General features: G+C 34.1%; 13 protein-coding genes. 10 read left to right on the top strand and 3 right to left on the bottom strand.

Annotated elements, in window-relative coordinates; all coding sequences use genetic code 11:
- Positions 1–129: 129 nt before the first annotated feature.
- Positions 130–921 carry an MBL fold metallo-hydrolase gene (locus tag GQ45_RS03260; protein WP_047415068.1) on the bottom strand — a complete coding sequence of 264 codons (792 nt, stop codon included), beginning with the start codon at positions 919–921 and terminating at the stop codon, positions 130–132.
- Positions 922–1,432: 511 nt separating this feature from the next.
- Between GQ45_RS03260 and GQ45_RS03255 the strand changes: the two genes are divergently transcribed.
- A complete protein-coding gene (locus GQ45_RS03255) occupies positions 1,433–2,320 on the top strand; it encodes a hypothetical protein (protein ID WP_047415067.1) in 888 nt (295 codons plus the stop codon).
- 78 nt (positions 2,321–2,398) lie between these two features.
- Here the strand turns inward: GQ45_RS03255 and fumC are convergent, their stop codons facing one another.
- The gene (gene fumC, locus GQ45_RS03250) at positions 2,399–3,796 is read right to left on the bottom strand and encodes a class II fumarate hydratase (RefSeq protein ID WP_047415065.1); all 1,398 of its coding nucleotides are present in this window, start codon (positions 3,794–3,796) and stop codon (positions 2,399–2,401) included.
- A 141-nt stretch (positions 3,797–3,937) separates the two neighbouring features.
- Here fumC and GQ45_RS03245 point away from each other — a divergent pair, with 141 nt between their 5' ends.
- Positions 3,938–4,120: a hypothetical protein gene (locus GQ45_RS03245; protein ID WP_047415063.1), complete on the top strand. Its 183-nt coding sequence runs from the start codon at positions 3,938–3,940 to the stop codon at positions 4,118–4,120.
- 192 nt (positions 4,121–4,312) lie between these two features.
- On the opposite strand, the gene GQ45_RS03240 is transcribed toward GQ45_RS03245, so the two are convergent.
- Entirely contained in the window at positions 4,313–4,693 is a 381-nt protein-coding gene (locus GQ45_RS03240) for a LysM peptidoglycan-binding domain-containing protein (protein WP_047415061.1), read from the bottom strand.
- A gap of 243 nt (positions 4,694–4,936) precedes the next feature.
- On the opposite strand from GQ45_RS03240, the gene rpsA reads away from it, so the two are divergent.
- The 8 genes from rpsA (at position 4,937) to GQ45_RS03200 (ending at position 12,597) form a co-directional block, all read left to right on the top strand.
- Entirely contained in the window at positions 4,937–6,757 is a 1,821-nt protein-coding gene (gene rpsA, locus GQ45_RS03235; protein ID WP_047415059.1) for a 30S ribosomal protein S1, read from the top strand.
- A 292-nt stretch (positions 6,758–7,049) separates the two neighbouring features.
- Positions 7,050–7,610, top strand: a complete 561-nt coding sequence (gene pyrR / locus GQ45_RS03230) for a bifunctional pyr operon transcriptional regulator/uracil phosphoribosyltransferase PyrR (protein ID WP_047415057.1) — start codon at positions 7,050–7,052, stop codon at positions 7,608–7,610.
- A gap of 11 nt (positions 7,611–7,621) precedes the next feature.
- Positions 7,622–8,548 (top strand): aspartate carbamoyltransferase catalytic subunit, encoded by a 927-nt coding sequence (locus tag GQ45_RS03225; RefSeq protein ID WP_047415055.1) that lies wholly within the window; start codon positions 7,622–7,624, stop codon positions 8,546–8,548.
- Between the two features lie 6 nt (positions 8,549–8,554).
- Positions 8,555–8,887, top strand: coding sequence for a hypothetical protein (locus tag GQ45_RS03220; RefSeq protein WP_047415053.1), 333 nt, complete (start codon positions 8,555–8,557; stop codon positions 8,885–8,887).
- 136 nt (positions 8,888–9,023) lie between these two features.
- Positions 9,024–9,932 carry a ribonuclease Z gene (locus GQ45_RS03215; RefSeq protein ID WP_047415051.1) on the top strand — a complete coding sequence of 303 codons (909 nt, stop codon included), beginning with the start codon at positions 9,024–9,026 and terminating at the stop codon, positions 9,930–9,932.
- A gap of 92 nt (positions 9,933–10,024) precedes the next feature.
- Positions 10,025–10,669, top strand: coding sequence for a pyridoxamine 5'-phosphate oxidase (gene pdxH, locus GQ45_RS03210; protein WP_047415049.1), 645 nt, complete (start codon positions 10,025–10,027; stop codon positions 10,667–10,669).
- Positions 10,670–10,870: 201 nt separating this feature from the next.
- Positions 10,871–11,713 (top strand): 1,4-dihydroxy-2-naphthoyl-CoA synthase, encoded by an 843-nt coding sequence (locus GQ45_RS03205; RefSeq protein ID WP_197056906.1) that lies wholly within the window; start codon positions 10,871–10,873, stop codon positions 11,711–11,713.
- Positions 11,714–11,982: 269 nt separating this feature from the next.
- Positions 11,983–12,597 (top strand): DEAD/DEAH box helicase, encoded by a 615-nt coding sequence (locus GQ45_RS03200; RefSeq protein WP_047415047.1) that lies wholly within the window; start codon positions 11,983–11,985, stop codon positions 12,595–12,597.
- Positions 12,598–12,784: the final 187 nt, after the last annotated feature.

Genomic DNA, 12,784 nt, shown 5'->3' with positions numbered 1-12,784 from the left:
CGGTCCACTTTAGCATTAAAGTTGACCGTTTTTTGTTACTGTAAAAGGGTTATATGAAAGTCTGATTAAATGGAATGCAAACTCCAAAATTTTTTTGCTGACGACTTCATGTTCAGTCGTTCCTATTGTTTAATACTCCGCATCAGGATACCAATCTAATTGGATAACTTTGATTGTATCATCACCTTCATTCACTAAATTTTTAAATTTAGAGACATCACTCACATCAGGATTACCTCTGTAATGATAAGGATATACTTCTTTTGGTTTAAATTCTAAAACCGCACTCGCAGCACTTTGCTCCGTCATAGTATAAGGTAAATTCATACAGATGAATGCCTTGTCAATATTTTTAAGAGCACGCATTTCAGGAATATCTTCGGTGTCTCCTGAAAAATAAATACGCTGATCTCCCATGGTTAACACATAACCGTTTCCTCTTCCTTTGGTATGAAAATTAAGTGCCTCTTCACGTAGGTTATACATTGGAATAGCTTCTACAGTTATTTCTTTATACGTTTTGGAGTCCCCGTTATTTAAAATTTCTAATTGAGCCGTATAATTTTCGGTCATTTTATCGGCCACTGCTTGTGGAACTATTATTTTAGCCATAGAGGTATCTAAAAAATCTAGCGTTTCTAAACTAAAATGATCTCCGTGAATATCGGTAATCAAAATTAAATCTGGTTTTTTTTGATTTTCAAAAGCTTTGGCGCCACCTACGGGGTCGATATAAATGGTAGTTCCTCCCCATTCTAAAACAGCCGTGGCATGCTCGACTGGATTAATCGTTATTTCATCTGAAACCGATGAAGTTGTTAGTGTTGTATCGGCCATTTCAGTAGTAGCCTCTTCTTTTTTTGATTCTTTGCAAGCCATTAAAAACAGCATTGCTAAGCTAACATAAAGTACATTTTTCATAAGTTTTGTTTTTTTGATAAAAGTTTCATTTGAATAGCAGCTTTCTTACATAGATGAATGCTGAGGGTGATATCTCATTTTTAAGCTTACTTTTTTTGTAAAGATATAACCCATATGCAAGTTTTGAGTCTGAAATCAAGATATTTTTGCTCTATTTACCTTTTTTATCAAACTGAATCTAAATTTTGGCCTATGCATTTATGGCTGCCATTTGGACCTCCAGGTAGTGTATTTGGAAAAAAAACACTTAGCACTAATTTTAAAAACAAGTCATTGCTTTATTTTTTGAAGAATTATATGTGCACTAGCAGTCCTATGATATTTTTTTGAAAGATAGGGAATGAGCAAAAAGGCATTGCTGCACTTGATAGAACTAGAAAAAAATAGGATTTCGAACCAACTAATTTTTAACAAAAAATCTAAATGTTAAATTAGTACGTATATAGATGAAATACAAACAAACACTTCGAGAGAAGAAAACTAAAAAAGGAACAATTAATTTTTTTAAATTATGACAGAAACTAAAAGTAATAGCGGTTTAAAAGTAGTAGCAGGTCTATTACTAGTATTGTTGGTAGGTTTGGTAATATATACAGTAAGCCTGTATAAAGAAAAACAAGACAATACCATACAACTCAACAAGGAGAAAGAGTTGGTAGTAGAAGATTTGACAAGTTTACGTTCGGAATACGATAAAGCTATTTTAGAAAGTAATCTTACCAATGACGAATTAGTGTCGGCAAGAGACAATATTGCAAAGTATATTGATTCGGTAAAAACAATGCGTTTAGATATTGCGGCTTTAGGAAAGTACAGACGTCAAGTAAGTATTTTAACTAAAGAAAGACAGCAATTAATTAGAAAAGTAGATTCTTTAACACGCTCTAACAGTGCCTTAGTGATGCAGAGAGATAGTACTTTTGTTGAATTAGAAAAACAAACTGTTTTTAATGACTCTTTAGTAGTTCAAAATACACAATTAGCAAATGCTGTTGAAAGAGGTTCTGCTTTAAATATTTCAAAATTATCTGTAGATGCGGTAAAGGAACGTAATAGTGGAAAATTAGTTTCTACGCAAAGAGCTGGTTCAACAGATAAATTTAAAGTTTGTTTTACCTTAACAAACAATGCTATTGCACAAGCAGGAGATAAGGAATTTTATATTGAAGTTTTAGATCCTCAAGGGAATGTTTTAGGAGAAAGTTTTTCAAAATCTGCTGATTCTGGAGCTTCTGTAACCTATAGCAAAGCAACAGCGTTCTATTACGAAAACAAAACTTTAGATGTTTGTGATTTTATAAATAAACCAGCTGGAGATTTCCAAAAAGGAAACTATATGGTCAATGTTTATGATAATAAACTTAAATTATTAGGAACAAGTAAGTTTGCTTTAAAATAATAAAATATTATCTATTCACTAAAAAAGGGGTGCATTACTAGTGTGATGCCCCCTTTTTTTATACCTATACAAATAGTTTTATTTTAAACTGCCAACCATTTCCTCTGGTTTTACCCAATCGTCATAATCTTCAGCACTTACATAGCCTAAGTTTACGGCTTCTTCTTTTAAGGTAGTTCCATTTTTATGGGCTGTATTGGCGATTTCTGCTGCTTTATAATACCCAATTTTAGTGTTTAAGGCCGTCACAAGCATTAAAGAATTGTTTAATAACTGCTTAATGACTTCGTGATTAGGTTCAATACCTACAGCACAATTTACATCAAAGCTAACACAAGCATCCCCTAAAAGTTCTGCGGATTGTAAAATATTGGCCGCCATCATAGGTTTAAAAACATTTAATTCATAATGACCTTGAGTGCCACCAACACTAATGGCAACATCGTTACCCATTACTTGAGCGCAAACCATAGTCAAAGCTTCGCACTGCGTAGGATTTACTTTTCCGGGCATTATAGAACTGCCGGGTTCGTTTGCAGGAATAATAATTTCTCCAATACCAGAACGAGGACCAGAAGCCATCATTCGAATATCATTTGCAATTTTGTTTAAAGCAACTGCTAATTGTTTTAAGGCACCGTGGCTTTCAACAATCGCATCGTGTGCAGCCAAAGCTTCAAATTTATTTGCTGCGGTAATAAATGGCAATCCTGTAAATTCAGCAATATATTTGGCTACCAAAACATCATAACCGTCAGGCGTATTTAACCCTGTTCCAACGGCAGTGCCGCCTAGCGCCAATTCAGAAAGGTGCGGTAAAGTGTTTTGAAGTGCTTTTATTCCATGATCTAACTGAGAAACATATCCAGAAAATTCTTGCCCTAAGGTAAGTGGCGTAGCATCCATGAGATGGGTGCGACCAATTTTTACAACATTTTTAAATTCAACCACCTTCTTTTGTAAGGTATCTCTTAATTGTAAGATACCAGGAATGGTGACTTCCACTATTTTTTTATATGCGGCAATATGCATGCCAGTAGGAAAGGTGTCATTCGACGATTGCGATTTGTTCACATCATCATTAGGTTGAATGGTTTTATCACCTTCTCCAATAACGTTGCCTGCAAGTTCATGGGCACGATTAGCAATTACTTCATTTACATTCATGTTGCTCTGAGTACCAGAACCTGTTTGCCATATAACCAAAGGAAACTGATCATCGTGTTTGCCTGTTAAAATTTCATCACAAACTTTAGCGATTAAATCTCTTTTTTCTTTAGTCAGTACGCCCAGTTCTTCGTTGGTGTACGCGGCAGCTTTTTTTAAATAAGCAAAACCGTAGACAATGTCTAAAGGCATAGATGCAGGGGCACCAATTTTGAAATTATTGCGGGAACGCTCTGTTTGAGCTCCCCAGTATTTATCAGAAGGAACTTCAACCTTGCCCATTGTATCTTTTTCTATTCTATAACTCATAATGCTTTGTTTAAATGTGTTACAAAGATATTGTATTCACAATTTATTTACATCGAATGGAATATTTTTATAGATTTTTTTTGATTTTCATTTGTAGAATTCATCATTTTCAAACTATCTTTGTAGCATAAATAATATATTATGTTTGAATTTGACCAATATTTAGGATTTATAGCTTTTATAACCATTTTAACCATAGGTTTTTGGCTTATGATTTTTTTATTGACCTTTGTTATCCCTTATTGGGTAGGTGGTAACATTTTAGAGATTTTGAAAGAAAGAAAAGAAGCAAAAAAAGCAAAACTTGAAGCAAAGCAAGATTAACACTTTTTTATAAGTTGCATATACTATTGAAGACTGTCTGTAAAAGACAGTCTTTTTTTTTGATGGTCCTTTTGAAGCATTAGCGCATTGTAGTCTTTAAAAATAGTACAATACAAACGAAACTTGTGATGCATAAAAAAACGTCTGAAAAGGATTTCAGACGTTTTTTATGTGTTCATAACTTTAAGAGTCCTATAGGTTAGGAATTACTAAAACCTGATCTGGATGAATTACATCTGGATTTTTTAAGATATTTGTATTCGCCTCAAAAATTTGTTTATATTTCATGGCATCGCCATAGTAATGTTTGGCAATTTTACTTAATGAATCTCCACCTTTCACAATATGTCTGTGGTACACAGAATCGTCAGTCACGGTGATATTAGCTTTTATGTCTTTGGCATTTTCACCGCCAAGTTCCTCGATTTTATCCCATATAAGGTTTTTTTCATGAGGAGTTGCAGCTTCACCTTTAATTTTTAATACTCCTGACTCTTCTGATATATCTCCGTTCTTAATTCCAAGTTGCTCTCCTAACTGTAAAACGCCCTGATATTTAGCTTTAACACTCATATTTTTTCTATGTTTAATGATTAATAATAGTCTTAAAGGTACTAATTATTGATAAATAATAGTAGGGAAAAGTCCTTATATATTATTGACCATCAATATGTAGGTAATCTCATAAAAAATGTTTAATTTTGCACTCCTTTTTAAACGAAACAAGAGAAAAAGGTCAAAAAAAATAATGTATAATTCTTTTGTAGTATTAGTTGAACTCTTGTAAGACTGCAAAATACAAATTATTAATCAGCAATGGCTGAAGACAAAAAAGAAGCTGAAGTAACTGTAGAGGCTACTCAAGCAAAAGTACAGGCACCTGTACAAGATCCTCAAGAATTTTTAGAAAACTTTAACTGGACAAAGTACGAACAAGGTATTGAGCAAGTTGATGATAAAAAACTCCAAGAGTTTGAAACATTAGTTGCAGAGAATTTTGTAGATACTATGGATGAAGAAGTAGTAACAGGAACTGTAGTTTATATTACAGACCGTGAAGCTATTATCGACATTAATGCAAAATCAGAAGGTGTTATTTCACTGAATGAATTTCGTTACAATCCAGATTTAAAAGTTGGTGATAAAGTTGAGGTGCTTATCGATATCCGTGAGGATAAAAGTGGACAATTAGTACTATCGCACAGAAAGGCCAGAACTATTATGGCTTGGGATAGAGTAAATGCTGCTCATGATAAGGAAGAAATCGTTAATGGTTTTGTGAAGTGTAGAACTAAAGGAGGTATGATTGTCGATGTTTTCGGAATCGAGGCGTTCTTACCAGGTTCTCAGATTGATGTGAAGCCAATTAGAGATTACGATCAGTACGTAGGTAAAACTATGGAATTCAAGGTAGTGAAAATCAACCATGAATTTAAAAACGTAGTGGTATCTCACAAAGCTCTTATTGAGGCTGATATTGAAGAACAGAAAAAAGAAATCATTGGTCAACTAGAAAAAGGACAAGTGTTAGAAGGTGTTGTTAAAAACATTACTTCTTACGGTGTGTTTATTGATTTAGGTGGTGTTGATGGTTTAGTTCATATTACAGATCTTTCTTGGTCTAGAATTAACCACCCGAATGAGGTTGTTGAATTAGATCAAAAATTAAATGTTGTAATCCTTGACTTTGATGATAACAAATCAAGAATTCAATTAGGTCTTAAGCAGTTAGAAAAGCACCCATGGGAAGCTTTATCTGATGAAATTAAGATTGGTGACAAAGTAAAAGGTAAAGTAGTGGTTATTGCTGACTACGGTGCATTTATTGAAGTTGCAGAAGGTGTAGAAGGATTAATCCACGTTTCTGAAATGTCTTGGTCAACGCATTTACGTTCTGCTCAAGATTTCGTAAAAGTTGGTGATCAAGTTGAAGCTGTAGTATTGACAATGGATCGTGAAGATCGTAAAATGTCATTAGGTATTAAGCAAATGACTCCAGATCCTTGGACTGATATTACTACTAAATATCCTTTAGGTTCTAAGCATGAAGGTATTGTACGTAACTTTACTAACTTTGGTGTTTTCGTAGAATTAGAAGAAGGTATTGACGGTTTAATCTATATTTCTGACTTATCTTGGACTAAGAAAATTAAGCACCCATCAGAATTTGTAACTGTAGGTGATAAATTAGAAGTTGAAGTATTAGAATTAGATGTTGAAGGACGTAAATTATCTTTAGGTCACAAGCAAACTACTGATAATCCTTGGGACAAGTACGAAAAAGAATTTGCTTTAGACACGACGCATACGGCAACGATTGCAGAAGTAGTGGATAAAGGAGCAACGATCGATTTTAATGAAGATATACAAGCATTTGTACCTACCCGTCATCTAGAAAAAGAAGATGGTTCTAAATTAGGTAAAGGTGATTCAGCTGAATTTAAAATTATTGAATTCAATAAAGAATTCAAGAGAGTTGTAGCAAGTCATACTGCTTTATTTAAAGAAGAAGAGCAACGTAATGTAAAAGCTGCTGTTAAGAAAGCGGCCGCACAAGCTGATGAAGCAAAACCAACTTTAGGTGACGCTAACGAAGCTTTACAAGCCTTAAAAGATAAAATGGAAGGAAAGAAATAATCCTTTATTTCATCATATTTTAAAAACCCGAACATTCATCTGTTCGGGTTTTTTTTGTGATATTTTTTCTGAATAGCATAAGGTGCACATTAGAATACATGGTCTTATAAACCTATATTTTTGGTTTTAATCTTATTATTAGGTGTATTATGTGATATGCTATTTTAAATTGATTTAGTAATACACATTAAAAAAGTTTAAAAAGTAGTTTTCTAAACACTTCAAATGAAAATTAATTTAGTGACAATTTTTAACATATAATTTGATACTTTTGTAATTACACAAATTAAGTATGAGTCAAAAACTATTGCTTTCTTCGAAAGAGATACATATCATCCTACATCGCTTGGCTTGTCAGCTTTTAGAGAATCATTTAGATTTTAAGAATACAGTACTCATCGGTATTCAACCCCGTGGTATTTTTTTGGCGCAACGCCTAAACGATATATTGAAAAAAGACTATGGCGTAAAGCATATCGACTTAGGGTTTTTAGACATTACTTTTTATCGCGATGATTTTCGAAGGGGAGATAAAACATTGGAGGCGAATAAAACCAATATCAATTTTTTAATAGAGGATAAAAACGTAGTCTTTATTGACGACGTTTTGTATACCGGACGTAGTATTCGAGCCGCCCTTACGGCCATACAATCTTTTGGGCGACCTTTAGAAATAGAACTTCTCACCTTAATAGACAGAAGATTTAGCAGGCATTTGCCGATTCAACCCAATTATAGGGGCCGGCAAGTAGACGCTATAAATAATGAAAAAGTAAAAGTGATGTGGAAAGAGAATGATGGGGAAGATGCCATATATTTAGTGAATACAAAAACGGAAGTACCTAATACCTAGAAAATTCAATTATGAGCGAGTTAAGTGTGCAACACTTGTTAGGCATAAAATATCTAAAAGAGCAAGATATTCAGCTCATTTTTGAAACCGCAGATCACTTTAAAGAGGTGATCAACCGTTCTATTAAAAAAGTACCATCGCTACGTGACATTACCATCGCTAATATATTTTTCGAAAATAGTACCCGGACCAAATTATCTTTTGAATTAGCAGAAAAACGATTATCTGCAGATGTTATTAACTTTTCGGCCTCACAATCGTCTGTAAAAAAAGGAGAAACCTTAATAGATACCGTAAATAATATCCTGTCTATGAAAGTAGATATGGTGGTGATGCGGCATCCGAACCCGGGTGCAGGAATCTTCTTGTCTAAGCATGTAAAAGCATCTATTGTGAATGCCGGTGATGGTGCACACGAACATCCAACACAAGCCTTATTAGACTCCTATTCTATTCGCGAAAAATTGGGAGATGTTGCAGGTAAAAATGTCGTCATAGTAGGCGATATTCTTCATTCAAGAGTGGCTTTATCTAATATTTTTGCTTTAAAATTACAAGGGGCTAATGTAAAAGTTTGTGGGCCCAAAACACTGATACCAAAGCATATAGAATCGTTAGGTGTCACGGTAGAACCGAATCTTAAAAAAGCATTACTCTGGTGCGATGTCGCCAATATGCTTCGCATTCAGAATGAACGCTTAGATATTAGCTATTTTCCAACGACCAGAGAATATACACAACAATATGGGGTCACAAAAAAAATACTAGATAGTCTTGATAAAGAAATTGTTATCATGCATCCTGGACCCATTAATAGAGGTGTAGAAATTACGAGTGATGTTGCAGATTCCAAACAATCTATCATCTTAAATCAAGTAGAAAACGGCGTTGCAATTCGTATGGCAGTTATTTATTTATTAGCTTCAAAAATAAAATAGAAACGTATGATTTTTGACTCAGATGGAACAACGACGATTGTTCACCAAGAAAAAGCAACGCTAAAAATTTTTTTAGAAAATTTGAATGATGCTTATCATAAGATTAAACATGATCATTTGATTATTAATCTTTTCTCCTTCTCAAAACTATCTAAGAATGATATTTTAGAATTTTTAGAACTTTCAAATACGCATAAAAAAGCCAATAAATCTTTGGTTTTAGTAACGGAAATTGTCTCTTATGATGATGTGCCTGATGAAATTAGTTTGGCACCAAGCATTCAAGAAGCCAAGGACATTATTGAAATGGAAGAAATAGAACGAGACCTTGGTTTATAAAAAGGGTTTCAAGTTTATATTGTTTCAAGTTTAAGGTTGTTTATATTCTTATTTATTACACTTTTATACCTTATTATATTTTGACTAAAAGGCAGATAAACCTGAAACATTAAACGCTAAACCTGAAACAAATAAAATGAAATTAACCATACTTGGTTGTTATGCGGCAACACCGCGAACCCTAACAAACCCTACTTCTCAGGTACTTGAAATTAAAAACCATATGTTTTTAATTGATTGTGGTGAAGGCACTCAGGTACAATTACGAAAGCATAAAATACGTTTTTCGAGAATCAATCATATTTTTATTTCACACTTACATGGGGATCATTTTTTTGGATTACCTGGGCTAATTTCTACGTTCCGGCTACTAGGTAGAGAGGCGGAAATGCATATTTATGGTCCAAAAGGTATTGAGGAAGCCATTCTTTTATTATTAAAATTAGGAAACTCGTACACTAATTATAAGCTTGTTTTCCACGAATTAACCAGTAAAAAATCAGCCTTAATTTATGAAGATGATAAGGTGACTGTTGTCACTATTCCATTGGCCCATAGAGTGTATACCAACGGTTTTCTATTTAGGGAAAAATTAGCTCCAAGAACTTTGGATATTGAAACCGTGAACGCTTACGGCATTGAAAAATGTTATTTTCAAAACATAAAAAATGGAAAGGACATTGTTTTGGAAGATGGCCGAACGATAAAAAACGAAGCGTTAACCTTTGATCCTCCTAAACCTAAAAGTTATGCCTTTTGCAGTGATACAGCGTATAAACCAGATATAGTTCCTTTAATAGCCGAGGTAGATGTACTATATCATGAGGCTACTTTTTTAGAATCTCAAAAAGAGTTGGCGCCAAAAACAAAACACTCTACGGCAAAAGAGGCGGCATTAATTGCGAAACAAGCGAATGTTGGTCAATTAATATTAGGACATTATTCTACACGATATGCATCTATAGCGCTTTTCAAAGAAGAGGCCGTGGAAATATTTGATAGGGTGCTTTTAGCAGATGACGGTAAGCTTTTCGATTTTTCTTAAAAATTTATTATTAATAAGAGAATTTGTATGAAATACTTCTTGTTTAGCTATCTTTTGTTGAACTTTGTTAGCTGTTCTTTATAGGATGAATTATGCAAAAAGATTTAGGTAATTATAGAAAAACCTATGATAAAAGCGAACTTATAGAATCAAACATAGGGGATAACCCTATGGAGCTTTTTCAAAAATGGTTTTATGAAACTGAAGCGTCAGAAGGGATTGATGAACCCAATGCCATGACCATTTCGACGATTGGACTTGATGGTTTTCCAAAGAGTAGAGTGGTTTTGCTCAAAAAATATACCTACGAAGGTTTTATTTTTTATACCAATTACGAAAGTGAAAAAGGAAAAGCCATTGCACATAACCCTAATGTTTGTCTTTCTTTTTTTTGGCCCAATATGGAGCGTCAGGTAATCATTAAAGGAAAAGCAGAAAAAATTTCTAAAAACTTATCTGACGGATATTTCGAATCGAGGCCAGACGGCAGTAAATTAGGTGCTATCGTATCTAACCAAAGTAGCGTTATCGCCTCTAGAGAAGTATTAGAATCCAAACTAAAAGCATTAGAAGCTGCCTATGCATCTAAAGAAATACTACGACCTGATTTTTGGGGCGGATTTATAGTGAAGCCTGTTTCTATAGAATTTTGGCAGGGAAGACCTAATCGTTTGCATGATCGTATTAGGTATAGCTTAGAAGAGTTGGATTGGAAAATAGACCGATTGGCACCCTAAGCCAAATTTAAGTCTTTGTATATACATATTTTTTTTTGTGGTACCCATCGCTACAAAAGATTTAAAAGTATTTTAACCTGTCTATTCATAAACTCTTTTACTTTAAAGTGAATTTGGCATTTGCTCTTGCTCTGGCACTTGCTTACCTTTACATAAGTAAGTTGTTAACAGCTTTAAATATCGAAATAAACACATACGTAAATGAAAAAAATAGCCTGGCAAACGGTAAAGGAGTTCGAAGATATTACTTATAAAAAGTGTGATGGTGTAGCCCGGATCGCTTTTAATAGACCAAATATACGGAACGCTTTTAGGCCTAAAACAACGAGCGAATTATACCAAGCCTTTTACGATGCACAGGAAGATACTTCCATTGGTGTTGTTTTACTTTCTGCAGAAGGGCCATCTACAAAAGATGGTATTTATTCTTTTTGTAGTGGTGGCGACCAAAAGGCTAGGGGACACCAAGGTTATGTTGGGGAAGACGGTATGCATCGTTTAAATATATTAGAAGTACAGCGCTTAATTAGGTTTATGCCTAAAGCCGTAATTGCGGTGGTACCAGGCTGGGCCGTAGGTGGTGGGCATAGCTTACATGTGGTATGCGATTTAACTCTCGCTAGTAAAGAACATGCTATTTTTAAGCAAACCGACGCTGATGTTACGAGTTTTGATGGCGGTTATGGTTCTGCTTATTTAGCAAAAATGGTTGGGCAGAAAAAAGCAAGGGAAATTTTCTTTTTAGGTCGAAATTATTCGGCACAAGAAGCCTTTGAAATGGGCATGGTAAATGCAGTAATTCCACATGACAAATTAGAGGATACGGCGTACGAATGGGCTCAAGAAATTTTGGAAAAATCGCCTACCTCTATAAAAATGTTAAAGTTTGCTATGAATTTAACGGATGATGGTATGGTAGGGCAGCAAGTTTTCGCAGGTGAAGCCACACGATTAGCCTATATGACCGATGAAGCAAAAGAAGGTAGAAATGCATTTTTAGAAAAACGCAAACCAGATTTTGGTAAAAACAAATGGATTCCTTAAGCTCAACGAGGCTAGGATCCCGTTTTGTGTAGAATAATACCCATTATGTTGCAGATGGCTCTTTATTAAAAAAGACCTAATCAATGAAGATTAGGCCTTTTACGAGAACACTATATGAAAATGAAAAACTATTATTCTTTTTTAATACATAGTAAAGGTACTCAAGGAATACAATAGTCCATAACAATTGTTGTCAACATCCTAAAAGTTGTGGTAAAAGTCCATTTATTGGTAAAGACCATGACTTAACATACTGAATTAAATTATTTATGTCTTATAAAAAATTACAACCAGAACTAAAAGAGGCTTTATCAGAGCATCAAATTACAGGCTATACGGCTTTTCAAAAAGGTGTATTGTCAAAAATTAAAGGCGGTGCAAGTATTTTTGGTATTGCACCAGAAAATTCTGGAAAAACAACGGCCATTATAATTGCTACACTTCAAAAATTAGAGTGCAAAGAATTTGAAGATGCACCGAGGGCATTAATTTTTGTAAAAGACAAAAAATCGGCCTTAGCAATGGCAGCGGAATTTGAAAAATATACTAAAAGAATGTCTATTCGGGTGTATTGTGCCTATGATGAGCAAAATATAGAAGATCAACGTGCCGATATTTATGACGGAGTAGATGTGGTCATCGCTACCCCTAAAAGGTTAAATAAGATTTTTTACTTAAATAGTATTAATTTAGGCAAGCTGAAGCTTTTTATGGTTGAAGATGCTGAGTTTTTATCAAAAGCAAGTACGTTCTCTGATCTTTTGAGGACGCCAGAGAGCTTAGAAAAATGTCAGTATGTGGTTTTTTCTACGCAATTTGATAATCGCATGGAACGTATGCAAGATTCATTCATGGCCAATGCAGAAATTTTTACTTTAGCTTAATTTTTTTCAGATGGCCTCTCGGAGGCAAAGACTACTAATTTTAGTTGGTAAATAAAAAAAGAGCTTTATCTAAGTAGACAAAGCTCTTTTTACGAGAACACTATATGAAAATGAAAAACTAACTTCTTTTTTTATACAAAGTAAATTTAAACAGGTCAGTCGTGTTTACGAAACTATTGTTGTGTAG

It is taken from the genome of Cellulophaga sp. Hel_I_12 (genome assembly GCF_000799565.1).
GTDB lineage: Bacteria > Bacteroidota > Bacteroidia > Flavobacteriales > Flavobacteriaceae > Cellulophaga.
Note: the sequence above shows the minus strand (reverse complement) of the source record. Positions and strands in the feature narration are given on the sequence as shown.

What these genes read in the sequence shown, in the direction of transcription:
- GQ45_RS03260 (WP_047415068.1), bottom strand. Translation starts at nt 921, where the DNA reads ATGAAAAATGTACTTTATGTTAGCTTAGCAATGCTGTTTTTAATGGCT.
- GQ45_RS03255 (WP_047415067.1), top strand. Translation starts at nt 1,433, where the DNA reads ATGACAGAAACTAAAAGTAATAGCGGTTTAAAAGTAGTAGCAGGTCTA.
- fumC (WP_047415065.1), bottom strand. Translation starts at nt 3,796, where the DNA reads ATGAGTTATAGAATAGAAAAAGATACAATGGGCAAGGTTGAAGTTCCT.
- GQ45_RS03245 (WP_047415063.1), top strand. Translation starts at nt 3,938, where the DNA reads ATGTTTGAATTTGACCAATATTTAGGATTTATAGCTTTTATAACCATT.
- GQ45_RS03240 (WP_047415061.1), bottom strand. Translation starts at nt 4,693, where the DNA reads ATGAGTGTTAAAGCTAAATATCAGGGCGTTTTACAGTTAGGAGAGCAA.
- rpsA (WP_047415059.1), top strand. Translation starts at nt 4,937, where the DNA reads ATGGCTGAAGACAAAAAAGAAGCTGAAGTAACTGTAGAGGCTACTCAA.
- pyrR (WP_047415057.1), top strand. Translation starts at nt 7,050, where the DNA reads ATGAGTCAAAAACTATTGCTTTCTTCGAAAGAGATACATATCATCCTA.
- GQ45_RS03225 (WP_047415055.1), top strand. Translation starts at nt 7,622, where the DNA reads ATGAGCGAGTTAAGTGTGCAACACTTGTTAGGCATAAAATATCTAAAA.
- GQ45_RS03220 (WP_047415053.1), top strand. Translation starts at nt 8,555, where the DNA reads ATGATTTTTGACTCAGATGGAACAACGACGATTGTTCACCAAGAAAAA.
- GQ45_RS03215 (WP_047415051.1), top strand. Translation starts at nt 9,024, where the DNA reads ATGAAATTAACCATACTTGGTTGTTATGCGGCAACACCGCGAACCCTA.
- pdxH (WP_047415049.1), top strand. Translation starts at nt 10,025, where the DNA reads ATGCAAAAAGATTTAGGTAATTATAGAAAAACCTATGATAAAAGCGAA.
- GQ45_RS03205 (WP_197056906.1), top strand. Translation starts at nt 10,871, where the DNA reads ATGAAAAAAATAGCCTGGCAAACGGTAAAGGAGTTCGAAGATATTACT.
- GQ45_RS03200 (WP_047415047.1), top strand. Translation starts at nt 11,983, where the DNA reads ATGTCTTATAAAAAATTACAACCAGAACTAAAAGAGGCTTTATCAGAG.